The sequence below is a fragment of the Achromobacter sp. SIMBA_011 genome, assembly GCF_046535435.1.
GTDB lineage: Bacteria > Pseudomonadota > Gammaproteobacteria > Burkholderiales > Burkholderiaceae_B > Achromobacter > Achromobacter dolens.
Window position 1 is genome coordinate 497,573 of the sequence record NZ_JAWRWN010000003.1, and the last position, 23,767, is coordinate 521,339.

Genomic DNA, 23,767 nt, shown 5'->3' on the forward strand with positions numbered 1-23,767 from the left:
TGTGGTTAATGCGAGGGCGGCTCGCTGCCGATACCAAGGCGCTGGTCAAGAACGCGGAAATAGGGGCGTTGGCCCCAAGCGGCACGATCGCCGATCACATACAGCCGGGCCTTGGCCCGGCTGACCGCCACATTGAGCAGGTTGGAGCTTTGCGCAGCCCAATCCTTGGCCCCCGGGCGCTGCGGGTTGCCGCCCAGCACCAGGATAACGATTTCGGCCTCCTTGCCCTGGGTCGTGTGCACCGTCCCGGTCTTGGCAGGGTCGAGTCCCAGCATCCGGGCCATCGCGCGCAGTTGCGTCGCCGCATCCTTGAACGGCGAGATCAGGAAAATATCCTTGGGCGCGACCTGATGCTCAGCCTGCAACGACCGCAATAGCTTCCTGGCAGCCTCCCCTTCCTCGGGCACCCAATTGCCCACACTGGTTTGCGCGCGTACGTCGATCCAATGGCAATGCGGCCACGAATGGGCGGACGGCGATTTCCCTTGAACCATCAGCCCGTCATAAGCAATGTCGTTGCTGATGGAGAACATCGGATCATCGCAACGGCGGTGCACACGCAGAGGCGAACCGACCCAGACTTTCCCGTTCTCCTTGCCAGGCAGCCAGGTCCCCATCGACATGCTCTGATCCGACAGGCACTGCGCCGATGTGAAGCTGGGCCACCAATCCCGAGGTACTCCATAGTGCCGAGCCAGTGCGCCCTCGACCGCCGCCGGCATGCCCAGCACGGGTTCAAGCTGGTTGGGATCGCCCACCACGACGGTGCGCGCCGAGCGCCAAATGGCGCCGGCGGCCTGTTGTGGCAGCGCCTGGCCGGCTTCGTCGATCAAAAGCCAGCCGATCGACTCCCGGCCAAGCGAATGGAACATGCGAGGAATCGAGGCAAAGGTCGTGGAAATCACCGGCACCACGAGCGCGAGGCTACCGAGCGCCACCCGCGCCATGTCTTCAGGCATGCCCTTACCTTGGAGCCAGTTCGAGGCCAAGCCAAGGTTGTCGATGATCTCCTGGGGATGTGACTCGATGAAAGCGCGATGCACATCCAATCCGGCCAGAAACAGATCTTGCCGCGCGCGGCGCCAAGCCGGCGTTGACCAGGGCGAAGACAATTCGCGGGCGGCGTCATCGGCGCTGGATTGCGGCCAGTACGCCCCCAAGCGTTGCATTGCCTGCAGACATGCATGCCTGGCAGCGTCAAGCCGGTCCAATGCCTCCTGATGAGCGACCTGCTTTTGCCGCAAGGCTGTCCTAAGCTTCTCGTCCCCACCGGCCGCATCCTGATGAGCCGCCTTGGCCTTCTTGCACTCCGCGGCCAGGGCATCGTGATCGGCCCTGGATTGCCTGACTTGAGCATCGATCTGGCTGCGCCTGTTCCACCAATCCCGGTGCGAGCGTCCCCAGGTCGAAAGCCAGATCAGCAATCCAGGCCTGGCCCGATCGTGGCTGGCCAATTCAGCTTGTGCCGCCGCACACTGCTTAAGCGCGCCGGCCATCCGCGCTCGCAGGTCGTCGACGCGCTCCCGTAGCGTCGGCAGCGCGGCCTGTCGCGCCGCGAGTTCGACCTCGATAGCTCGCGCGCCACGCTCTAGTTCCTCGGCCTGAGCGCGCGCCTTGACGACGGCCTCCGGAAGTTTCGCGTTCGCCTCCAAGACGCTTCGGCATTGACGTTCGGCCTCCTGCGCCTGTTCGAACCGGGCCACGGCCTGTGCCCAACCGATCACCGGCTTGCGTCCGCCGTCGATGATCCGGCTCAGGTGATAGCGCAGCCCTTCCCCGCCCTCGACAAAGGGATTGGCGTCCCATCGAGCCAGAAGCGCCGCTTGCGTGGGATCGTCTTGCGCGTCCGGCTGATTTTTCCTGGAATGGACGCCTGGGGGATTCTTCCACCAGAAGCTGTTCATGAACGCGCCACGGTTGGCCTTCGATCCCATGCGCGCGGCCAGGAGGCCCCAGGCGGCATTGCCCAGGACGTTGCCGGCCAGGCACTGGTAATAACCATCCGGATGCGCACTGCGCCCGGCCGCATCGGCGGGTACGGCCTTGACGCCAGGCAGTTCCAGCGAAATGTTCTCCACCGCGCCGTTGTTGGCCGAGGCCACAACGATGGCGAACCCGCTCAGGTCAGCGTGCAACGGTCGATAGTTGCACCAGAATTCACCCAGTTTCTTTGTCGTCCGCCCGGCAAAGGCCTGCCCTCCCAACCGGGCAAGGTGCGCCGCGCGCGCAGTGACAACCGCCGCCACCACATCGCGTAGCAAGGTGGTCTTGCCCGTGCCCGGCGGTCCATTGATCGCAAAAATTCCAGGCTTGGCTTCGAGCTGGCGCCACAGTTCGTTGACGGCCAGTTGCTGGCTGAACGCAAGCGGATGATCCGAAGGCCAACTTCCCGCAGGAAAAGCCGGAGGATTCAACGCCGCGAAGGCAGTCGCCACTCCATGAGCCTCGCGCAGATCCACGCGCGCAGGATCCACCTTTGCCGCCGCCTGGATATATTCGGCCAGCCCTTTCCCGACATTGCCATCGACCCAGGCTCGGCGCAGCGCGTTGAGATCGCCCACAAAGAAACTATTCAGCAGATCATCGCCCGGCTGGGGATCGGACGTGCCCTGATCTCCCGTCGCTTCGGCTCTCTTGACCTGGACGCATTTGGCGGCGTGGGTCGAGGAGATCATCCCCTCGGGCAGTAGACAAAGGGCGGCAATGCGCCCGCTCAACGCATCGAGCCAGGCACGGGTGGGCGGCGCTTTTTTCTCTCGCGCCGCGGCCGTGGCGCCGACGAGCCACTGCATAAGCCGGCGGACCAGCATGTCGAAGCCCGCATAGCCGCTGTTCGGGCTCGGGATCTCGGGATTGGCCTCTGGCAAGCCGGCGGTGACGATCCTGCCGCCCTCTTCCAGCACCGCGATGCCGTCAGGGTAATGCAGGATCTGCCCTGCAGCCCAACATGCCAGAGACAGCACAAAACTCTGTGGCAGAGGATAGCCGTCTTCGTCGAAAGCCAGGTCAAAGAGGCGGCCTTGGCCACTGGGGCGGCGCTCGTCGAATACATCCTCGTGCGAACCAACCTTGACTTCCAGCAATGCCGCAAACCGCTCGATCTCGTAGAGCCCCGCCTGCAGCGTGTAGCGCCAGGCAAGGCGCGGCGCAATGCGTTTGGCCCGGTGTTTTGGATCGAACCAGGGCAAGGACTCGTCCGCGCGCAACCGGTAGACAGGCTCGGTGAGGTGGGAGGGATTGGCTTTCTCGGCCTTTTGCGGGACGCACGCCTCGACGGCGCGCCAGAACCCTAATATTCGCGGGGCTTGAGATATCGCAGGCTGCCGGCCCTGCTGTTGTTCTGCCATTGTTTTGTTCTCTTTTCAGGACTGCGGAACTTCCGATAAAAGTCGGATATTGGCGTTTTTTAAATTATACAAATTGATAATAATTTATACGGATGCGGTGGCTTTCCGGTTTGAACGGAACCCGCCATTTGTTCGCGCAAATTACAGAAAGGAGTGAACCATGCGTGAAGCGCTGCCCGTCAACGCTTCCCACGGTTTCGGACGCCCAGAAGGGACGACTCGCCAAAACCCACTGCTTCCGTTGCTAGACTGCCGACAGGGCATTAGTTACCCGCAGGTTCAATGCCTTGGCTCGCGCATTGGCCACACCTTCCAGTGGTACGCGACTCATTCGAGCGCTACCCGCAGGCATGTCGTGCAGGTCAGGCACCGGCATCACTTCGCCGATCCGCTTGTCAAAAAAGTATCCGATCGAATACACTACCCATGTACCACATAAAGCCGCTGCCAGAGTTCGACGCTTGGTTCGACACCCTGACAGACCCGACTACGCGGGCCCGCCTGATCCGCAGGCTTGAAAAGGCCGCACGGGGTTTGCTGGGCGATGTGAAACCGGTCGGAGAGGGCGTGAGCGAGATGCGCGAGTTCTTTGGCCCCGGCTGGCGCATGTATTACGTCGAACGGGGCAATGTGCTGATCGTCATGCTGGGTGGCGGCACCAAGGGCACACAAAGCCGTGACATCAAACAGGCCAAGGAATTGGCGCGGGCCCTGAGAAACGACGAAGAAGACCAATCATGAGCAAGAAAACGATCAAGGTTTCCGAACTGCCCACCTTCGACCCCGCGCGTTACCTGCGCGACGACAAGGACATCGCCGCCTACTTGACGCAGGTGATCGAGGACGGAGACTTCAGTGAGCTTGCCCAGGCGCTGGGAGTTGCCGCGCGCGCTCGTGGCATGACGCAAATTGCCGAGACGACTGGCATTGGCCGAGAATCGCTATACAAGGCCCTGCGCGCTGGCGCGAGCCCGCGCTTTGACACCATCGCCAAGGTATGCAAGGCATTGGGCGTGCGTCTCGTCGTCCAGGCCAAGCATCCGGCCTAGGCACGCATGACGAGCGTGGCCGGGCCAGTAGCCGGAAACCAAGATTTCCTAGAGAATCCCTCCCACCTTCCGCAACGATAAACTGCATTCCCCCCATGAAATTAGCCACCTGGAACGTCAACTCCCTGAACGTGCGCCTGCCGCAAGTGCTGGACTGGCTGGGCGCCAATCCCGTCGACGTGCTGTGCATCCAGGAACTGAAGCTGACCGACGACAAGTTTCCCGAGGATGCCTTCAAGGAAGCCGGTTACCACGCCGTCTGGGCCGGCCAGAAGACCTACAACGGCGTCGCCATCGTGTCGCGCGTGCCGGGCACGTCCATGGTGCGCAACCTGCCCACCTACGAAGACCCGCAGCAGCGCGTGCTGGCCCTGACCTTCCCCAGCGCCGACGGCGAGGTGCGCGTGGTCTGCGCCTATTGCCCCAATGGCCAATCGGTCGGTTCCGACAAGTATGCCTACAAGCTCGAATGGTTCGCCGCCATGCGCGCCTGGCTGGCCGACGAGATCAAGCAGTACCCGCGCCTGGCGGTGCTCGGCGACTACAACGTCGCGCCGGCCGACGAGGACGTGCACAACCCCGAGAAATGGGAAGGCCAGGTGCTGGTCTCCGAACCCGAGCGCCAGGCGCTGCGCGAGCTGATCGACCTGGGTCTGGCCGACTCCTTCCGCCTGTTCGAGCAGCCCGAGAAATCGTTTTCGTGGTGGGATTACCGCCAATTCGCGTTCCGCCGCAATGCCGGCCTGCGCATCGACCACATCCTGCTGTCGGCGCCGCTGGTCAAGCGCTGCACCGCCTGCGTGATCGACAAGGAGCCGCGCCGCAACGAGCAGCCGTCCGACCACGCGCCGGTGGTGGCCACGCTGACGTTCGATTGAGCCAAAAATCTTGCGCGCCGGCTTGCACGGCGCGCGGAAATTCCTGTATAGTTGCGCTCTTGCTTGATTTGGGGCGGTAGCTCAGCTGGGAGAGCGTCGCGTTCGCAATGCGAAGGTCGGGAGTTCGATCCTCCTCCGCTCCACCAATTCAATCTCCAGAGTGATCTGGGCAAGTCCGGAACAGCGCCTTAAGGCGCTGTTTTTGTTTGGTCGCTTGGCCTGACTATTTCCGGCCCGCGCCCAGGATCCGGCCAGTACCCACGACTGAAAGGCTGGCGGCCGTTGGGCTGCCGGCCACGGGACTACCGACCACGGGACTACCGACCACGGGACTACCGACCACGGGACTACCGGCCACGGCGCCGGCTGCGCCAAGGCCGGGCTGCAGCAAGGATATGGCGGGCTTGCCATATTCCTCCCGGTAACCCACACATAGCAGCACCCTGCCGACACGCTCGCACCGCGCGACGAATCGCCAGCGGCTCAATACCAGGCCGATTTCTTGCGCCCCGTCCTGGCCGCAAGGCCGGGCCCAGGCGATGGACAAGCGCGGCAGCGCGTGCAACAGCCCCAGCCCCACGCTTTTTGCGCAAGCCTCGCGGGCGACCCAGCCGACCAGGAAGTCCACCACGACGAGGTCCCGCCGCGCCAGCCAAGCCGCCAGGCGGCGTTGGCGGGCGGCCAGATCGGGCCGGTCCAGATGCTCGATATCAATGCCCACATACTTGCGATTGGCATATAGCCGCGCCTGCACGCCGGCACTGTGGCTCACGCCGAAACCGGCAAGGCCGGGAAGGTACGGCTTGCCTAACCGGGTGCGCAGGATCGGGGCGCGCGCGGCCCGCCCGACCAGCACCGGATCGGGACGGCCCAGCACTACCGTGACATCAAAGTTCGACGAGGGTGCGGTCATGCGTGCCGGTCGCGATCAGGGTGTCGGCCTCGCCCGCCACGGCGCGGGCGCTGAACCGCAGGGAATGGCCGAACATCGCCTCCACCGTGATCGTCAGCCGCACCGCGCTGCCTGGGTGCGCGGGCGCAACGTGGCGCACGCTGACCGCATGCCCGACCGACCCGCAGCGCCCGTCGCCCGCCAGCCGGATGCACTCGGTCGCGTAAGACTCGATCCAATAGACAATCACCGGGGTGGCCAGCACATCCCGATCTCCTCCATAGTTCAATGCGCTTGCGGCGGCATCGACCATGCAGGTTTTCGTGAACTGCTGTCCCGTCTCGAACAGCGCCTGCGCCTGTAGCGTCGGGCCATCCATCTAGGCGCGCTCCAGCGCGGCGAGCGCATCCGCCGCATTGCCGAAACGATCCTTGAACATGGAGATCCATCGCTCCAGCCCAAACGCGACACAACTGGTATGCACGAAGCTGTCGGCCAGGCGGATATCGAACTTTTCTCCGAAGTAGTTGCGGTGATAGTTCAGCGACGACACGGCGTGGCCGTCGAACACCAGCTCACGCTTGGTGGGCGTCAGCGCCGACAGGCGCGCCACGGCGCTGCCGGAATCAAAGAAGGGATCGTTGGCTTCTTCACAACCCGCGCTGATCCCAAGTTGCGCGAACAGGGAGAACAGGCGGTCGTACCCCGCTTCCAGGTGCGCCTGCGCGCCCTGCGCGGTGCCCAGGTACACGTATTCCTTCATGGTGAAGTTGAAAGCGCGGTAACGATCCAGCGCCTTGTCCTCGTGCCGGAAGCAGCGCGCGATGCAGGACTCCACCCGCGCGTCTTCGAGGTGCTGCCCTTGCAGCCCCAGGTAGACCTTGTAGCAGGTGGCCGGCAACAGCGCCACGTCGGCGCAAAGCGCCTTGAAATCCTGGTCCAGCTTGCGCTGGCCGCGCGCGAACCCCAGCAACTCGCCCTTTTCTATCGAGCACATGACGCAGGTCAGGTGCGGGAAATTGCGCACGTAACCCAGCGCATTGATCTCTTCATGGGCCAGCAAGCTGTCGAACTCGGTGGTGGCGTCGGGCGCAATCGAGAATATGTCGTCCAGTTTGGCCTGCAGCACGTTCTTTACCTGGTGCCATTGCTTTTCGATAATCACGATTCAATCTCCTGAAAATCCCTGAAAGCACTTGAGTGAATGCATGCACGACCCGGCCTTACGCCGTCAGGTCAGCCAGCACCTGGCGGACGGTTCGGATGGAATGCGTGTCCTTGCAGGACGTGCCGCAATACAACGCCATTTCCTCGATCAAACCCTCGGTGTGCACGGTGGGTACCGCAACGCTGTAACGCAGGATGGGATAACGCTTGCCAAAGTAATGCGCGGAACCGATGACACTGGCCGGCAGCGATTGCTCGCAACTGGCATTGCGGATAACCCGGTGGCGATGGGTGTGCCAGCCGATGCTGAAGCGGTCGGTGACCACGGTATCGCCGGGTGTGGCGTTCACGATCGCCTGCTTGTAGCGCTCGTGCGCGGCGGACTCCCGGGTGGCCGCGAATACGGTGCCGCACAGCGCGCCGGAAAATCCGGCCTGCACCACCTGGCGCAACTCCGCCGCGTTGCTGATGCCGCCGCTTAGAAACACCATGCGCCTGTCGACGCCATGACGGCCGGCCTGGTCCAGCGCCTGTCCGCGCGCGGTCGAGCCCAGGTGATGGCCGCCCGCCTCCGTCGTCTGCAACACGCCAAAGCGCGCGCCGGCATCGAACCCCGCTTCCAGCTCGTCCCAGGTCCCGCCTTGCACGCCATATTCCATGCCGGCCGGCAAGGCCCGCAGCACGGGGGCATCCGGCAGGCCGAAGAAGGTCACGACCGGCCGCTCCGGACGGTCCGCCAGAAAGGCGAGCCGCTCCAGCAACGCGTCCGCGTCCAGTACGAAGGGCACCAGATTCACGCCGAAGCGCGCGCGGGTCAGTTGGGCCGTGCGCGCAAGCAACGCGCCGATCTCGTCGAGCGTGTGGCGATACAGGCCTATCATGCCGAACGCGCCCGCCTCGCACACGGCGGCCGCCAGTTCCGGCTGCGCCACGCCGCCCATGCCGGCCTGCAGGACAGGCAAGCACGCGCCAAAAAACGCCTCCACCTCGGGACTGCTGGCAATCCGCGCCATGGTGAACCTCCGCCTATAGCGCAGCCAGATTCAAGTCCGTCACCAGCCCCTGTTTGGTGAAGTAGGCGGCGCTACGCTTGAACCATTGCTCGTGGATGGCCTTGCGCGCCGGATGCGACCGCAGCGCGTTGCGCATGGCGTTGCCGTTGCGAAACCCCAGCGGCTCGTAGACCTTGGCATCGTCATAGACGGCGGGGTTGTACATCAGGCTGATGAAGTACCGGAACATACTCGTTACCGTGCGCGCCACCTCCGCCCGCGTCGCGTCGGGATCGCCGCTGCGCTCCAAGGCCAGCCGATACAGGCGCGGCACCATTTCCCGGCCGAAGGACACGTGGCGGGACTCATCGACATGGTGCTGGTAGTTGATCTGCTTGAGGATCTCGGTGATGCCGTCCGTGGTGCCGACCTTATGGTTGTAGTAGTCGACAAACTCCTCGAAGATCAGCGTGCTGGCGAACATGTACAAGTCGTCCAACTCTGGCGTGGCGGCCTGCGCATCGCCCTGCAACTGAATGGATGGATATATCTTTCCCGCATAATCCAGGCAGGCCTTGGCGAAATACCACATATGGAAATTCTCTTCGCCCATGAAGACATGCAGGTATTCGGAGACATCGGCATAGCGCTCTTCATAGATGCAGCGGCTGACAAAGCCCAGCACCCCTTTGATGCCATGCACGTTCAGGCTGAAGAAATTGACCGCCTCCCACTTGCTGAGCCGTATCTGCTGCGCGGCGTCCAATTGCTCCTGCAAGGGCGTTCCATAGGTGGTGAGCAAGTCATTGCTGCACCAGGGCTGGTCATCCGGGATACGGGCGGGCCACTCGAAACGCTCGTAGGGATCATGCGAACGCCCCTTGGATAGCGTCTTCAGGCGTTCGATTCTTGAGTAGTCGAATGTCATGGTGCGCTCCTCGCTCGGCCTAGCGCTGTGCCTGGACGAAGTTGACGATGGCATCCACCGTGCGCAGGTCGTCGACGGTGATGGCGGTCGAGACATCACGCCCGACCAGTTCGCCCAGGAACATGATGAAATCCAGGAACTGCATGCTGTCCAGGATGCGCTCTTCGATCAGGTTCTTCTCCTTGATGCCTTCGACCTGCGCATTGCGGTTTTCCTTCAGCCAGGCGATCACTTCGGCTTCGGTATCGGTGACGGTCTGTGTGGACATAGGGACTCCGGTTCAATAGGTGGATAACGCGTCAGACCTTGACGGCCGACAGCAGGCAGAACCCGCTGCTCTCCTGGCGCAGCACGGCCTGGCGCTCAAACCCCGCACCCGCGATCCGCGCCTGCATGTCGCCCACCGTCCAACTGCGCCCGCCGTCCCATAGCGCCAGCGCGGACAGGTTGTGCAAGGTGGTGAACAACGGCGCGCGCCGGTCCTCGGCAAGGAAGTAGCCTTGCACCAGCAAGGTTCCGCCCGGGCGCAATGCCTGCCTTGCGCGGTCCAGCATCGATCGGCACACCTGCGCGCTCTCCTGATGCAGCACGTTCGAAAAAAGCAGCGCGTCGGCCGCCTCGCCAAAGCCGTCCTGCCGATAATCGGCCACCTTGGCGCTCACGCGGTCCGCCAGGCCGGCTGCGCGCACGGTTTCGCGCGTGATCTCGACAACCGGCGCCAGATCCAGAACCTGCGCGGTTACATCGGGCCGCGCCGCGCACAAGGCAATCGAATACGTGCCCGCGCCCCCGCCCACATCCACCAGATGGCGAATGGGCACGTCTTGCAGGGCCTGCGCGAACGCGGGGCCGGAACGGGACGCGAACTGGTGCATGCCGAGGATGAAATCGCGCATGAACTGGGGGTCCTCGCCCAGCCACTTGGATTGGTTGTCCACCGCCTCGCCTCGCCGCACCGCCTCGGCCAGTTGCGTCCAGGGCTGTTTCCAGCGCGCCATGACGCGCAGCCAGCACAACAGGGATTCGGGGCTGTCCTCGGTGAGGAAACGCGCACTGAGATCGGTATTGGCGTAGCGCTCGCCGTCGCATGCCAGCAGCTTTTGCGCGACCGCGCAGTCCAGCAAGCGTTCCAGCGGCTCGGATTCGCAACCGATTTCCCGAGCCAGCTCGGCGCAGGTACGGGGTTCGGTCAAACGCTGGGCAATCCCCAGATCGGCCAGGGCATACAAGGGTTGCCCCTCCCAATGCCCGAATGCCAACCGGGAAAACGCCATGAAGCTCACATCCATCGAGATTCCCTCCTGATTCAACGGTGATGGCCCGCAGGGCCAGACAGGTGAACACGCAACAACTCCGGGGACGGAGTTGGAAACCAGCGATCAGGACGGGATACACGCAAAGCCGATGCAGATCCGGCCGCATGCGCCATCCTGGGGAGTGACAGCGATCTTGCGGGGGCGGCTAAAAGGCGTCGCCGGAGTTTCAATATGGTCCATATATTGGACCATTATTTATTGTTTAATTTTCGAGCATTCTATACCCACGCAGAAAATAGGCAATAATAAATTTCACCCGATATTTTGGGTCCATTATATGGACCATAAACATTGTTTAACGAAGAGGTGTGGGCATGGAGTGGACCATCGCGGCACTGCTGGCCGGCGCGGGCACGCTGGGCGGCGTCATCAATGCGCTGGCGGGCGGCGCCACATTGATTACCTTTCCCGCGATGGTGGCGGCGGGCCTGCCGCCCGTCATCGCCAATGCCTCCAGCGCGGTCGCCATCTCACCCGGCCATATCCTCGCGGCGCTGGCGGATCGTGAAAATCTGCCCGCTCCCGATCGGCGCTTCTGGCTGTTATCCATCGCCACCACCGCGGGCGGCGCGCTGGGCGCATTCATCCTGCTTGCCATTCCCCCCGCCTATTTCATCCTGCCCGTGCCGGCCCTGATCGCGTTCGCCACCCTGCTGTTCGCCTTTGCGCCCCAGGTGCAGGCCTGGAGCGCGCGCCGACGCGGCGGCCAGGCGCAGGACGGCCCCGCGCGCGGCGTGCTGCCGATCGCGCTGGCCTCCGTGTATGGCGGTTTTTTCGGCGCCGGGCTGGGCGTGATCCTGACCGCGGTGATTTCCATCACGGATCCCGGAAACCTGCGCGCCATCAAATCGCTGAAAAACCTGCTGGCCACGTTTGTCACCGCCGCGGCAATCGTCATCTTCATCGTGCAGGGTTCGGTGCATTGGCCGGCCACGCTATGCATGCTGGCCGGCGCGCTGGCGGGCGGCTACCTGGGCGGCCACTTGATACGCGTCCTGCCGGCTTCGGCCATCCGGGCGTTCGTGATCGTCACGGGCGCCGCCATGACCGTGATCTATGCGGCGAAGTACTGGTTCTGAACGCCCCGCGCCATCGCCGGGCCGAGCGCATCACCGGCGTCATCGGAACATCGTCCTGCGTGCGTGAACGCCGCAACTGCGATACAACGGTAGGCACTCTGCCGTCACCCGGATGGAACACCGATGCCCGCGCCCGCCACCGCCGCTCCCCCTGCCGCCCCCGCTGGCGAACGCCTGCCGCTGCTGCTGAGCCTGAACGCGGGCTACGTCGACACCCTGGGGTTCATCGCGCTGCACGGCCTGTTTTCCGCGCACGTGACGGGCAACTTCGTCACCATCGGCTACGCGCTCGGCAACGGCGCCTCGGGCGCCTGGACCAAGCTGGCGGCCCTGCCGATGTTTTGCCTGGGCGTGTTCCTGGCGCGCCTGTATGGCCAGGCGCGACGCGACGCGGGCAAGCCGGCGTTCATGCGGCTGCTCACCGCCAAGACGCTGCTGCTGTGCGTGGCGGCCGCGCTGGCCCTGGCGCTGGGGCCGTTTCCGATGGGTGATAGCTGGGGGTTGTTCGCCACCGGCATGACGCTGGTGCTGGCGATGTCGATCCAGAACGCGGTGCACCGCGTCCACCTGGGCGCGGCGCCGCCCTCGACGCTGATGACTGGCACCACCACGCAGATCATGCTGGACCTGGCGGACGCCGCGCGCGGCCAGGCCGACGAAGCGGTCAAGCGCCGCATGGGGCGCATGGGACGGGCTGTGCTGGCGTTCGCGATCGGTTGCGGCGCGGCGGCGCTATTGCACGTGTCGATCGGATTGTGGGCGTTCGTGCTGCCGCCGCTGGTGTCGCTGGCGGGACAGGCGCTGGCGCGGCCCTACCCCGGCTGACGCGCCTGGCTGGCGCGCCGGGCCTGGGCGCCCTTGCCCTGCGGGCGCGGATCGCGCGGCGCCTGGCCGGCCCGCCGGCCGCGCAGGCGGCGGGCAATGGCGTCATAGAGCCGCACGCCGGGCGTGCGCATCAGCAGGAACACCAGCACGCCCGCCGACAGGAGCCACAATACGGCGCGCAGCGAGATCATGGCGTGCCTCCCGCCGGTTCGGCGCGCAGGTGGCGCCGGATCGACCGCGAGAAACCGATCGAGTCTTCGCCCAGGATCGGCGGAATGCCGACAAAGCCGCGTTCACGCAGCGTCTGCAGGGGCTGTCGGGTATCGAGTCCGCCCTGCTCATAGAGATATTCGGGCAGGTAGCCCGACAACAGGATGCGGTAGTCCAGCGGCAGCCCGGGCACGATGGCCCGCACCATGCGATAGACCAGCGTGGTGCAGTTGGCGGTGACCGTATGGTAGAAGCGCGGCGTGTCGGCCAGCTCGTTGGCAGTGCGCACGTACGACAGGAACAGTTCGCGCATGGCATCGACCGGCATCTGCACCGGGTAGATGTAGACATTCTCCGCGCGCGGGCCGGCGCGCACGTAGAGCACGTCACGCTCGTCGGCGGCCACCACGCTCAGTTCGAATTTCTTGAAGAAGCCGCCCAGTTCGGAGAACTGTTCGCCGCGTTCCTTGCGGATCTCGACCGAGAACACCACATGGCGGCCATCGGCGAAACCGAACGAGACCAGGGTGTGGGCGATGGCCGGACCGTCCCAGTACGACAGCACCATGTCCACCGAGCGCAGGTCGTTCAGGTCGTAGACCCGGGTTTCCCAGCGCTGCGTGTAGTCGCTGTCCGAACGCCACTTGAAGTCGCGCACATTGTCCAGCGTGACGATGCTGCCCGCGACACTGCCGCGCAGGGTGCGGGCCACGTCGTCGGCCCAGACCCGGTCATTAGAGGGCGCGATGCCCTGCCACCAGGCCGCCAGCGCGATCACTGCCAACAGGTAGGCCCACAGCGCCGGCCGGCGCCGCAGACGGCCAACGCCATGCCACAGGCGCAGCAGCGCATACAGCCCCAGCGCGACCCAGGCCAGCATCAGCACCGCCCTGGCCCAGACGGCCCCCGGCCCCTGATACCAGAACGCCAGGCAGGCCCATGCCATCGAGAACAGCATCAGCAGGCTGAGCGCCAGGCGCCCCAGCAAGCGCAGGCAGCGCCAGGCCCAGCCGGCGCGTTCGCGGTCAGGCACCGGCGCCATGTTGACTCACGATTTCCAGCACGCCATTGATGACGAACTGCACGCCCATGCACACCAGCAGGAACCCCATGATGCGCGAGATGGCCTCGACCCCGCCGTTGCCGATCAGGGCGACAATGCGGCCGGCCGAACGCAGGCAGATCCAGAACAACAGGCCCAGCAGCGAAAAGACGATGATCGGCGTGACGGCGATGGTCCAGGCGGGATACTCGCTGGCGGCCTGGCTGCCGACCGTCGAGGCGGCGCTGATGATCATGGCGATGGTGCCCGGGCCCGCCGTGCCCGGCAGCGCCAAGGGCACGAAAGCAATGTTGGGCACCTGGCGATGGATCGCGACATCGGCGGCCACGTCAGCCTCGCGCTCGTCGCTGGCGGCGCTGGCCGCCGCCGGAAACAGCATGGTGAAGCCGATGCTGACCACGATCAGCCCGCCGGCGATGCGCAGCCCCGGGATCGAGATGCCGAACGTGGCCATGATCCAGGCGCCGGCGTAGTACGTCACCAGCATGATGCCCACGACATAACAGGCGGCCTGCCGGATCTGGCGTTCGCGTTCTTTGTAGGGAATGTGCTGCCCGAGAGACAGCAGCATGGTCATGGAGGTCAAGGGGTTGGCCAGCGGCAGCATCAGCGCCAGGCCCAGGCTGACCAGCTTGCCCAGTTGAACCAGATCATCAATCATCGCGGCGGAGGAAAAAACGGCGGGTCGAAACGGCTGCGCGGCGCCGTGCCGCAAGGGGCATCAACCACGCTACACCGCACAGTGTAATGTAAGCAAAGGAAATCTCCCGTAATTACCCGGGCCCGCGCTCCGGTACGATGCGCCCTTGGCCGCCTGCGGCCCGTCACTGACAGGAGTTTTCCGTGCCCCTCCTCCGTTTGCGCGCGCTGCCCGTCGCCCTGCTGCTCGCGCTCACTCCCTTCGCTGCGTCCGCGGCAGCCGGCATGGATTGCGGCCAGGCGCGCACGCCCACCGAAAAAGCGCTGTGCGCCGACGCCGCACTGCACCGGCTCGACGCCGAGCTGGGCGCGGTCTACGGCAAGCTGCGCGCGGCCCGGCCGCAACAGGCCGATGCCTTGCGCCAGACCCAGCGCGGCTGGCTGAAGCAGCGCGACCTGTGCGGCGCCGATGGCGACTGCCTGCGCCAGCGCTACGAGACCCGGCTGGCCGAATTGCAGGGCCAACTGCGGCGCGCCCAGGGCTACCAACCCGACGCCACCGACAAACTGGCGTTGGAGGACCTGCGCCAGGCGGTGGCCGCTGCCGCCCGGAAGGACCCGGAGATGCCGCTGGAATCCGTGCTGGCGGCGTTGTCGACGCGGGCCGAATCGACCACGTTCGCCAATGTGCGCGCCGCGGATGGCGACGGCCAGGCCCGCCTGCCCGACCAGCGGCCGCCGGGCGTGACAGAGGACGAATGGCGCGCCGTGCTGGCGTCGGGCCTGGACACCGATAGCGACGCCGAAGGCGGCAACGTCTCCTATACCCTGCTGGACCTGGACGGCGACGGCCAGCGCGACCTCGTGGTCGATACCTACATCGGCGGCACCGGCCTGTTCTCCGCCATCGGCGCGTTGCGTCGCAACGGCGCGCGCTTCGTTCCCGCCGATGCCAACGGCGCGCCGGACGCCGGCGGCTCGCTTTACACGATCAACGGCCGCGGCGCCAATCAGTCGGGCGACTGGATCCGGCTGCGCGGCCGGGTCTATGCCACCTACCGGGTCGGCAGCTACGGAGAAGACCGCTTGTATCTATTGCGGCCGCTGCACCTCGTGGGCGATGTGCCGACGCTGACCGTCCGCTACCGCTACGACCTGTCGGTGCCACGGCAGCAGACGCGGCAGGACACGGGCGCGGCCAGGACGCTGGACGAAGCGCTGCACGCGGCATTGACCCGGGCGCTGGCCGGCCTGCCGCCGGGGCCGGCCAAGGGCGACGCGCCCGGCAGCCAGCCGCTGTGCCCGGTGCCGGCCGGCACGCGCCGGGACGAGCGCGAGGCCTACAACGGCTACGGACCCGGGCATTACAGCTACGAGACGGTCGGCGACCTGACGGTGCAGGTCGGCCCGCGCTGCTACATTGGCCGGGTGGTGGACTGGTTCGGCGATTACAGCGCCAAAGGCGGCCTGTCCGCGCAGCTCTGGATTCGTGATCCGGATCCCGCCGGCAAGCAGGACGCGTTCGACCTGCGCGGCAAACGCCGCGCGGTCGATATCGAGACGTCGATCGGCCCGGTGCAGGGCGACAACGGCGTCTAGGGCCGGCGCCAGTGCCGCGCCGCCAGCGCCAGCAGGCGCGCGTCGGCGCCTTCGGCGGCCACCAGTTGCAGCGCCACCGGCAGGCCGTCGACGAAGCCGGCCGGCAAGGCGATGGCCGGCAGACCCAGCAGGTTCCAAGGATTGGTCAAGCCCAGCAGCGTCTCGCGCACGGCGGCGCTGCCCGGGCCGGCCACGCTGCGCTGTTGCAGCGCCGGCGCGGTGATCGCCACCGCCGGCAACGCCAGCACGTCGACCCGCTCGAACAGGTCCGCGAACACGCCCCGCAACTGCTCGCGCGTATTGCGCGCACGGACGTATTCCCAGCCCTGCACCGGACGCGAGGCGCGCAGGCGCTCCAGCACTTCGGGGTCGAACTTGCCGGGCTCGTCCTCCACCCGCTCGGCATGCACCGCGTAGGCTTCCGAACGCTGGATGGCGCCCAGCGCCGCCTGCAGCGCGCGGGCGTGGCGCGTGACCTCGGCGCCATCCACCAGCTCGCCGCCAAAGCCTTCGGCGGCGGCGCGGACGCGCGCCGTGACGGCCGCCTCGTCGATCGCGAACGGCGCGTTCGGCACCCACATCATGCGCGGCGCGGCCAGGCCGGGATCGGCCGCGTCGGCATAAGCGCCGATGGCGCCGCCGGACACCGCCTGCATGAACGCCTGCGCGTCCTCGACGCTGTTGGCCAGCACACCGACATCCTCGATGCAGGGCGCCAGCGGGAACACGCCGCGCGCCGACACGCGGCCGTGGGTCGGCTTGAAACCGACCACGCCGCACAGCGCGGCGGGCACCCGCACCGAGCCGCCGGTGTCGGTGCCCAGCGCCAGCGGCACCATGCCGGCGGCCACCGCGGCGCCGCTCCCCGCGCTGGAACCGCCGGTGATCTGGGTGGTGCGCCACGGATTGCGCGCCGCGCCCTGGACGCTGCGGTCGCCGGTGGGACCGTAGGCGAATTCGTGCGTGAGCGTCTTGCCGATGACGATGGCGCCGGCCGCGCGCAGCAAGGCCACGCACTCGGCATCGGCGGCCGGCCGGTGCCCCAGGAAATGCGCCGCGCCCATGGTGGTGGGCATGTCGCCGGTGTCGACGTTGTCCTTGATGGCGACCGGGATACCATGCAGCGGCCCGCGCACCTGGCCACGGGCCCGCTCGGCGTCCAGCGCGCGGGCGGCGGCCAGGGCGGCATCGACGTCCACATGCACGAAGGCGTTCAGTTGCGGGTTCAGGCGCTCGATGGCGGCCGCCGCGTGGCGCACCAGCGCTTCGGCGTCAAGCGCGCCCTGGCGCAGGGCGTCCTGCAGCTCGGCGACGGTGCGGCCCGCGAAAAAGCCGGGTTCGACGGCCAGCGCCGGAATGGGGTTCGATTGCGGATTCATCGGGTGGCTCCCTGGTAATTGGCGGGCAGGCGCGGGCCGACGCCCGGACGCACCTGCAGCATGGCAATCATGCCGACGGCGGTGGCGACGGAGGCGGCCACGAACATCACGGAATAACCATGGCGCGCCGCCAGATAGCCGGTGAGCGTCGGCGCCAGGATCGAAGCGATATTGGCGAAAAAGTGCATCAGGCCGCTGAAGGTGCCGACGCGGCTGGCCGGGGCGGTGTCGATCACCACGGCCCAATAGACCGAATTCGGCATGGCGTTCAGGGCATTGGCCAGCGTCATCAGCGCGATCACGGCGAACACCGAGTGCGCCTGCGACACCATCAGGAAGCACAGCGTGGTGGCCAGCAGGCAGCCGGCGGCGAACCAGCTACGGGCGATCTTCAGGTTGCCGGTGCGCCTGGCCAGCATGTCCGAAATGCGGCCGCCCAGCAGCACGGTGACGCAGGCGCCGGTCCAGGGAATCATGCCCATGTACCAGAGCGAGGACAAGCTGTAGCCGAAGGTGTCCTGCAGGTACTTGGGGGTCCAGGTCAGCAGCAGGAAGTTGACGTAGTTGAACGAAAAATAGCCCAGCGTGTTCAGCAGCAGGGTCTTGCTGCGAAAGAAGCTCCACCACGGCAGCGCCGGCGCGTCGCCGCCCTGCCCGGCCGCCGCCTGCTCGGCGCGCGCCGCCTGGATCTCGCGCAGTTCGGCCGGGGACACGCGCGGGTTGGTGTCGGGGCGGTCGGTGAAGATGCGCATGAACAGCACCAGCACGATCAGGCCGGCCGCGCCCAGGATGTAGAACATGGCGCGCCAGCTACCGGTCAGGCTCAGCAGGCCCACCGCCACCGGCGCCGTCAGCAGCGCGCCCAGCGGCGTGCTGAGCAGGCCGAAGCCGACCACGAAGCCGCGTTCGCGCGGGGTGGCCCAGTTGGCGATGGTCTTGTTGATGATGGAGTACGCCGGGCCTTCGGCCGCGCCGAACAGGATGCGGATGGTGGCGAAACCCGCCAGCGCCGAGCCGCCCAGGAAGGCCAGGCCGAAGTCGCCGGCCCAGGCGGTGGCGATCTCGAAGATCGACCAGGTCACGCCGGCCACGATCCAGACCTTGCGCGGGCCGAAACGGTCGGCCAGCATGCCGCCAAACAGCGCGCCGACCATGTAGCCGTAACCGAAGTAGCCCAGCACGGCGCCCCAGTCGCCACGATCCAGGCCATATTCGCCGGTGATATGGGCGGCGGCATAGGACATGGCGCCGCGGTCGATGTAGTTGATCAGTGCCAGCAGCACGACCATGGTGAAGATTCGGTAACGGAACCGCGAGTTCCGGGATTCAAGCGTCATTGCGATCCATCCAGTCGATTTACCCAAACGTTTGGGTTGCGCAATGCTAAGGGGTCGGAAAACAAAAATCGACACCGTGTAAACCCTAGGTTGCCGCCAAAGACCCTGAGACGGTATTCGTGCGTGTATCCTCCAGCCCCATGAACAAATCCCGCCCTGTCACGCTGCAAAGCCTGGCGCGGCAGCTCGGTCTGAACGTGTCGACCGTCTCCCGCGTCCTCAACGGTTCCGAGGATGACGCGCGCGCGGCCGCCGCGCCCGACACGGTCAAACGGGTCCGGGCGCTCGCCGCCGAGTTGCAATATCAGACCAATCCGCACGCGGCCAGCCTCAAGACGCGCCGCAGCCGCACCATCGGCGTGCTGGTGCCGAGACTGTCGGACATGGTGCTGGCCACCATCTACGAAGGCATCGACGAAGCCGCCGCCGAACACGGCTACCTGACCTTCGTTTCCAACACCCAGGACGCGCCCGACAAGCAGCGCAAGCTGATCGACATGGCGCTGGCGCGGCGCGTGGACGGCCTGATCCTGGGCGACGCCCACAGCCACGAGGGCGCGGCGCCCAATCCGCTGCTGGCCGACCTGGCGCAACGCGACGTGCCGTTCGTGCTGGTCAGCCGCCACGCCGATGACCATTGCGCCGTGACCTGCGATGATCTCGAAGGCGGACGGCTGGCGGCGGAGCATCTGTTGGCGATGGGCCATCGGCGCATCGCGGTGATGGTGGGCGAACCCTTCACCAGCACGGGCCGCGACCGCTCGGCGGGCTTTTTCGCGGCCTGCGCGCGGCACGGGGTTCAGGTGCCCGCCCAATGGCGCATCGAAAGCCCGTTCGATACCGACGCCGGCCGCCTGGTCGGCGCCCGCCTGCTGGCCGGTCCCGACCGCCCCACCGCCATCTTCGCGGTCAACGATTTCCTGGCGGTGGGGGTGATGGGCGCGGCGCGCGAGCATGGCCTGGAGGCCGGCCGCGACGTGGCCGTGGTGGGCTACAACGACACGCCGCTGGCGGGCGCCCTGCCCATCGGCCTGACCACCATCCATTCACCCATGCACGAGATGGGGCGGCTGGGGCTGGAACTGCTGCTGCAGAAGATCGACGGCGGCGCCCCGCGCAGCGTGCGGCTGGCGCCGTCGCTGGTGGTGCGCGGCAGCAGCGATCGGCCGATACCGGGCTGAACCGTGCCTGCGGGCCGAGGCCCCGACCGTGGCCGCGGTTCGGCCCGGGCGACCGTGGCTGGCGGTCTTCGTGGGCGCCAGGGATATCATGTTCGCCCCAAGACAACACATGCCGATACTGCCATCCACGCCATGATCAATTCTTCCACGCTCGTCGATATCGGCGGCAAGCGCGTCCTGCAATTCGACGCGACCGGCCCCGCCCTGGCCACCGGCCAGGACACCAACGACCTGATCAGCGCCGCCTGGGAACACGAGGCCGAATGGCTGGCGCTGCCCGCCGCGCGCGTGCATCCCGATTTTTTCCGCCTGGAAACGCGCATCGCCGGCGAGCTGATCCAGAAGTTCGTCAACTACCGCCTGCATTGCGCGGTGGTGGGCGATATCTCGGCTTATCTGGCGGACAGCAAGTCGCTGCGCGATTTCGCCTACGAGACCAACCGCGGCCGCGTGTTCTGGATGCTGGATGACATGGCGGCGTTGACGGCGCGGCTGACGGCAAGCCAGGGCTGAGCGGGTCATAGGCCGGCTGTCTGGCGCGGCCAATGGTTATTACCCGCATGGAAAAAACGGAAGGTCAGGGAAAGCGCCAAGCCCGGCCCAATGCGCAAAGCCCCTTCGGCGCGAACTGTCTTGCTTGACGCAGCACCGCTGCGGACCGTATCGTTATTTGAACGATCATTCCAAAAACCACGCCATGCGTACCAAGGATTTCGAACCCGACGACGTCGCCGACGCCGCCATGCAGGTGTTCTGGCGGCGCGGCTACGCCGCGACCTCCGTGCAGGACCTGGTGGACGGCACCGGGCTGGGACGCGGCAGTCTCTACAACGCCTTCGGCAGCAAGCAGGGCCTGTACGAAGCCGCGCTGCGGCGCTATCACGAACTGACGGCCGCCAACCTCGACCTGCTCGCCCGCCCCGGCAATGCGCGCGAGCGCATCGGCCGGCTGCTCGACTTCATCGCCGACGACGAACTGCGCGAGGCCAGCCGGCGCGGCTGCCTGGTGGCCAACGCCTCGCTGGAAATGGCGGGTCAGGATGACGTGGTGGCCGAACTGGTGCGGCGTAACTTCCAGCGCCTGGAAAAGGCGCTGGAGAAGATCCTGGCCGAAGGCCAGGCCAACGGCGAGATCGACAGCGGCAAGTCGCCGCGCGCGCTGGCCCGCTTCATCGTCACCACCATCCAGGGCCTGCGCGTGGTGGCCAAGGGCAGCAATGCGCGCGAACGCCGCCAATGGCTGGGCGACGTGGTCTCGGTGGCGCTGGGCGCGCTCTAGGCATACCGCGGCATTTCCGTGCCGCCGGTTTTTTTTGGTCTTTTCTGGAACGATCGTTCCATTTCAACCGCAACCGGAGTTTCCGAATGAGTTTCACCCCACCCCTGCCCGCCGGCGCCTGCCCCCAGGATGACGCCGACGGTTTGCCGCTGGGCAAGCTGCTGGCCCTGGCGCTGGCGGGTTTCATCACCATCATGACCGAGACCGTGCCCGCCGGCCTGCTGCCGCAGATCGGCCAGGGCCTGGGCGTCTCCGAGGCGCTGGCCGGGCAATTGGTCACCCTGTTCGCGGCCGGCTCGGTGCTGGCGGCGATCCCCATCATCGCCGCCACCCGCGGCTGGAACCGCCGACCGTTGCTGTTGCTGGCGATTGCCGGCCTGTCCGCGTTCAACGTGGTCACGGCGCTGTCGACCCATTACGCGCTGACGTTGGCGGCGCGCTTTGCCGGCGGCATGGCGGCCGGGCTGCTGTGGGGCCTGTTGGCCGGCTATGCGCGCCGCGTGGTGGCCTCGCGCCAACAGGGCCGCGCCCTGGCGGTGGTGGGCGCGGGGCAGCCGCTGGCCCTGTGCATCGGCGTGCCCGCCGGCGCCTGGCTCGGCGGCCTGATGGACTGGCGCGGCGTGTTCTGGCTGATGGCCGCCGTGTCGCTGACGCTGCTGCTCTGGGTGCGCGCGGCCGTGCCCGACTTCGCCGGCCAGGCCACGCGCCAGCGTCAACCGATCGCGCGCACCTTCCTGCTGCCGGGCATCCGCCCGATCCTGTTCGTGCTGTTCACCTGGATCCTGGCGCACAACGTGCTCTATACCTACATCGCACCGTACCTGATCCACCTGGGCAAACCAGCCTCGGTCGACCTGGCGCTGCTGGTGTTCGGCGCCAGCGCGGTCGCCGGCCTGTGGCTGACCGGCATGCTGGTGGACCGGCGCCTGCGCCTGCTGACGCTGCTTTCGCTGGCGCTGTTCGCGCTGACCGCCTGCGCGCTGGGCCTGGCCGGCGGCAACCCGGCGGTGCTGTTGACCGGCGTGGCGTTGTGGGGCTTGAGTTTCGGCGGCGCGCCGACGCTGTTGCAGACCGCCCTCGCCGATGCCGCCGGCGAGCATTCCGACGTGGCGCAGTCGATGCTGGTCACGATCTTCAACCTCGGCATCGCCTGCGGCGGCATGCTCGGCGGCGCCCTGCTGGACACGGCCGGCGCCGGCTCCTTCGCCTGGACCGTCGCCGCGCTGGCCGCGATCGCGCTGCTGGCCGCATGGCGTGCGCGCGATCACGGCTTCCGTCCCGGTCACCGGCGGTAGCGTCCGGCCACCGCCGCCAACGCCGCCAGCATGCAGGCGGCGGCCGCGAGCAGCGTGGCGGGCAAACCCCAGTGATCGACGCTGGCCCCGCCCGCCAGCGCGCCCAGCGCGATGGCCAGGTTGAACACGCCGACGAACAGCGACGTCGCCGCCTCGACCGCGCCGCGCGCGGCCTGCATCACCCAGGTCTGCAAGGCGACCGAGACGCCGCCGTACGACAGCCCCCACAGCAGCAGCAAGGCCGCGGCGGCGCCGCGCAGGTCGCCCAGCCAGGGCAGCAGCGCCAGGGTCGCCAGCAGGCCTAGCGTGATCGCCAGCAGCGTCGCGCGCGGATGCCGCGCCGCCGCGCCGCCCGCCACGAAGTTGCCGGCGATGCCGGCCACGCCGTAGGCGAACAGCAGCGGGCCGATCCAGTCCGCCGCGAACCCCGCCATCGTCTGCAGCACGGGACGCACGAAGGTGTAGGCCATGAAATGCCCCGCCACCAGGAACAGGGTGATGAACAGCCCGCGCCGCAGGCCTGGATTGCGCAGTTGATCCACCAATTGGCGCGCCGTGACCGACTGCGCCACCGGCAGCGGCGGCAACGCCAGCGCGGCGAACAGCAGCGCCGCCGCGCTCAGCGCCGCCATCGCGCCGAAGGCGCTGCGCCAGCCCGCCAGATTGCCGATCAACGCGCCCAGCGGCACGCCCAGCACCGACGCCACCGCCACGCCACCGAAGATGACCGCGGTGGCCATGCCGACGGACCCGGCGGGAACCAGCCGGCCCGCCAGGCCGCCGGCCACCGCCCAGATGCCGCCAATGCAGAGGCCGACCAGGACGCGCGCGGCCAGGAATCCGGCCAGGCCCGGCGCCAGCGCGCTGCCCAGGTTGGCAAGGGCCAGCAACAGCAGCAGGCCGCACAGGATCCGGCGCCGGTCGATGCCGCGCGCGCCGACCACCACCAGCGGCGCGCACAGCGCGGCCAGCAGGCCGGGCGCCACCATCAGCCAGCCCACGCGGCCCACCGACACGTCCAGGCTGGCGGCGATCGGCACCAGCAGCCCCACCGGCAGCATCTCCGTGGTGACGACGCAGAACGTCGCGATGCCGGCCGCCAGCACGCCTGCCCAGGCGCCGCGGGACGATTCGCCGCGCGCGGCGGCCGGGTTCAGGGAAATACCGCGGGTCATGGAAAGCCTCTCGCCAAACAGGAACAGGAAAAGAACGCCGGGCGGGCGCTCGCGCCAGGCCGTCCGACGGCGCTGACCCGGCCAGTCTACTGTTTCCATTTCGCTGATAAAGTAGGCTTTCAAAGAAACAAAAGGGA

General features: G+C 66.9%; 24 protein-coding genes and 1 tRNA gene. 11 read left to right on the forward strand and 14 right to left on the reverse strand.

What is annotated here, in order from left to right; all coding sequences use genetic code 11:
* Window positions 1-5: 5 nt before the first annotated feature.
* On the reverse strand, window positions 6-3,347 hold the full coding sequence (locus SB816_RS15355; protein WP_410547243.1) for an AAA domain-containing protein: 3,342 nt from the start codon (window positions 3,345-3,347) through the stop codon (window positions 6-8).
* A 426-nt stretch (window positions 3,348-3,773) separates the two neighbouring features.
* Here SB816_RS15355 and SB816_RS15360 point away from each other — a divergent pair, with 426 nt between their 5' ends.
* The 4 genes from SB816_RS15360 (at window position 3,774) to SB816_RS15375 (ending at window position 5,420) form a co-directional block, all read left to right on the forward strand.
* Window positions 3,774-4,088, forward strand: a complete 315-nt coding sequence (locus SB816_RS15360; RefSeq protein ID WP_144655091.1) for a type II toxin-antitoxin system RelE/ParE family toxin — start codon at window positions 3,774-3,776, stop codon at window positions 4,086-4,088.
* Window positions 4,085-4,396: an addiction module antidote protein gene (locus SB816_RS15365; protein ID WP_054504099.1), complete on the forward strand. Its 312-nt coding sequence runs from the start codon at window positions 4,085-4,087 to the stop codon at window positions 4,394-4,396. The genes SB816_RS15360 and SB816_RS15365 overlap by 4 nt, the downstream gene beginning before the upstream one ends.
* Before the next feature lie 95 nt (window positions 4,397-4,491).
* Window positions 4,492-5,274 (forward strand): exodeoxyribonuclease III, encoded by a 783-nt coding sequence (gene xth / locus SB816_RS15370; protein WP_064523698.1) that lies wholly within the window; start codon window positions 4,492-4,494, stop codon window positions 5,272-5,274.
* Between the two features lie 70 nt (window positions 5,275-5,344).
* A tRNA-Ala gene (locus SB816_RS15375) sits at window positions 5,345-5,420 on the forward strand.
* 77 nt (window positions 5,421-5,497) lie between these two features.
* Here SB816_RS15375 and SB816_RS15380 read toward each other — a convergent pair.
* The 7 genes from SB816_RS15380 to SB816_RS15410 are packed head-to-tail and all read right to left on the reverse strand — an operon-like array spanning window position 5,498 to window position 10,542.
* Window positions 5,498-6,187, reverse strand: a complete 690-nt coding sequence (locus SB816_RS15380) for a hypothetical protein (protein ID WP_144655092.1) — start codon at window positions 6,185-6,187, stop codon at window positions 5,498-5,500.
* Window positions 6,162-6,545 carry a thioesterase family protein gene (locus tag SB816_RS15385; RefSeq protein WP_054504096.1) on the reverse strand — a complete coding sequence of 128 codons (384 nt, stop codon included), beginning with the start codon at window positions 6,543-6,545 and terminating at the stop codon, window positions 6,162-6,164. The genes SB816_RS15380 and SB816_RS15385 overlap by 26 nt, the downstream gene beginning before the upstream one ends.
* Window positions 6,546-7,331 (reverse strand): hypothetical protein, encoded by a 786-nt coding sequence (locus tag SB816_RS15390; protein ID WP_054504095.1) that lies wholly within the window; start codon window positions 7,329-7,331, stop codon window positions 6,546-6,548.
* Window positions 7,332-7,389: 58 nt separating this feature from the next.
* Window positions 7,390-8,346 carry an NAD(P)H-dependent flavin oxidoreductase gene (locus SB816_RS15395; protein WP_144655093.1) on the reverse strand — a complete coding sequence of 319 codons (957 nt, stop codon included), beginning with the start codon at window positions 8,344-8,346 and terminating at the stop codon, window positions 7,390-7,392.
* 13 nt (window positions 8,347-8,359) lie between these two features.
* A complete protein-coding gene (locus SB816_RS15400; RefSeq protein WP_167517617.1) occupies window positions 8,360-9,253 on the reverse strand; it encodes a diiron oxygenase in 894 nt (297 codons plus the stop codon).
* A 19-nt stretch (window positions 9,254-9,272) separates the two neighbouring features.
* A complete protein-coding gene (locus SB816_RS15405) occupies window positions 9,273-9,521 on the reverse strand; it encodes an acyl carrier protein (RefSeq protein WP_054504092.1) in 249 nt (82 codons plus the stop codon).
* Between the two features lie 31 nt (window positions 9,522-9,552).
* Complete coding sequence (locus SB816_RS15410) at window positions 9,553-10,542, reverse strand: methyltransferase (protein WP_144655095.1); 990 nt, start codon at window positions 10,540-10,542, stop codon at window positions 9,553-9,555.
* A 341-nt stretch (window positions 10,543-10,883) separates the two neighbouring features.
* On the opposite strand from SB816_RS15410, the gene SB816_RS15415 reads away from it, so the two are divergent.
* Together SB816_RS15415 and SB816_RS15420 are read left to right on the forward strand one after the other, a co-directional pair.
* Window positions 10,884-11,648 (forward strand): sulfite exporter TauE/SafE family protein, encoded by a 765-nt coding sequence (locus SB816_RS15415; RefSeq protein ID WP_006386411.1) that lies wholly within the window; start codon window positions 10,884-10,886, stop codon window positions 11,646-11,648.
* Window positions 11,649-11,771: 123 nt separating this feature from the next.
* A complete protein-coding gene (locus tag SB816_RS15420) occupies window positions 11,772-12,473 on the forward strand; it encodes a YoaK family protein (RefSeq protein WP_047992824.1) in 702 nt (233 codons plus the stop codon).
* On the opposite strand, the gene SB816_RS15425 is transcribed toward SB816_RS15420, so the two are convergent.
* Genes SB816_RS15425 through SB816_RS15435 form a run of 3 tightly spaced genes read right to left on the reverse strand, consistent with a single transcriptional unit; the run spans window position 12,461 to window position 14,407 of the window.
* Window positions 12,461-12,664 (reverse strand): hypothetical protein, encoded by a 204-nt coding sequence (locus tag SB816_RS15425; RefSeq protein WP_175143074.1) that lies wholly within the window; start codon window positions 12,662-12,664, stop codon window positions 12,461-12,463. The two genes, SB816_RS15420 and SB816_RS15425, sit on opposite strands and share 13 nt — an antisense overlap.
* Complete coding sequence (locus tag SB816_RS15430; protein WP_144655098.1) at window positions 12,661-13,725, reverse strand: DUF4105 domain-containing protein; 1,065 nt, start codon at window positions 13,723-13,725, stop codon at window positions 12,661-12,663. The genes SB816_RS15425 and SB816_RS15430 overlap by 4 nt, the downstream gene beginning before the upstream one ends.
* Window positions 13,709-14,407 (reverse strand): MarC family NAAT transporter, encoded by a 699-nt coding sequence (locus SB816_RS15435; RefSeq protein ID WP_080977447.1) that lies wholly within the window; start codon window positions 14,405-14,407, stop codon window positions 13,709-13,711. Before SB816_RS15435 ends, SB816_RS15430 begins: the two co-directional genes overlap by 17 nt.
* 182 nt (window positions 14,408-14,589) lie before the next feature.
* On the opposite strand from SB816_RS15435, the gene SB816_RS15440 reads away from it, so the two are divergent.
* The gene (locus tag SB816_RS15440; protein WP_231132878.1) at window positions 14,590-15,984 is read left to right on the forward strand and encodes a lysozyme inhibitor LprI family protein; all 1,395 of its coding nucleotides are present in this window, start codon (window positions 14,590-14,592) and stop codon (window positions 15,982-15,984) included.
* Here SB816_RS15440 and SB816_RS15445 read toward each other — a convergent pair.
* Together SB816_RS15445 and SB816_RS15450 are read right to left on the reverse strand one after the other, a co-directional pair.
* Window positions 15,981-17,363 (reverse strand): amidase, encoded by a 1,383-nt coding sequence (locus SB816_RS15445; RefSeq protein WP_410547244.1) that lies wholly within the window; start codon window positions 17,361-17,363, stop codon window positions 15,981-15,983. The genes SB816_RS15440 and SB816_RS15445 overlap by 4 nt on opposite strands.
* Window positions 17,360-18,700 carry an MFS transporter gene (locus SB816_RS15450; RefSeq protein WP_410547245.1) on the reverse strand — a complete coding sequence of 447 codons (1,341 nt, stop codon included), beginning with the start codon at window positions 18,698-18,700 and terminating at the stop codon, window positions 17,360-17,362. Before SB816_RS15450 ends, SB816_RS15445 begins: the two co-directional genes overlap by 4 nt.
* Window positions 18,701-18,840: 140 nt before the next feature.
* Between SB816_RS15450 and SB816_RS15455 the strand changes: the two genes are divergently transcribed.
* From SB816_RS15455 to SB816_RS15470, 4 genes are all read left to right on the forward strand, one after another.
* Complete coding sequence (locus SB816_RS15455; protein ID WP_144655100.1) at window positions 18,841-19,881, forward strand: LacI family DNA-binding transcriptional regulator; 1,041 nt, start codon at window positions 18,841-18,843, stop codon at window positions 19,879-19,881.
* 132 nt (window positions 19,882-20,013) lie between these two features.
* Window positions 20,014-20,394, forward strand: a complete 381-nt coding sequence (locus tag SB816_RS15460) for a DUF4180 domain-containing protein (protein WP_054416029.1) — start codon at window positions 20,014-20,016, stop codon at window positions 20,392-20,394.
* 184 nt (window positions 20,395-20,578) lie between these two features.
* On the forward strand, window positions 20,579-21,160 hold the full coding sequence (locus SB816_RS15465; RefSeq protein WP_054504168.1) for a TetR/AcrR family transcriptional regulator: 582 nt from the start codon (window positions 20,579-20,581) through the stop codon (window positions 21,158-21,160).
* A gap of 86 nt (window positions 21,161-21,246) precedes the next feature.
* Complete coding sequence (locus tag SB816_RS15470) at window positions 21,247-22,455, forward strand: MFS transporter (protein WP_410547246.1); 1,209 nt, start codon at window positions 21,247-21,249, stop codon at window positions 22,453-22,455.
* Here SB816_RS15470 and SB816_RS15475 read toward each other — a convergent pair.
* On the reverse strand, window positions 22,443-23,630 hold the full coding sequence (locus SB816_RS15475) for an MFS transporter (RefSeq protein ID WP_175188915.1): 1,188 nt from the start codon (window positions 23,628-23,630) through the stop codon (window positions 22,443-22,445). The genes SB816_RS15470 and SB816_RS15475 overlap by 13 nt on opposite strands.
* Between the last annotated feature and the right edge of the window lie 137 nt (window positions 23,631-23,767).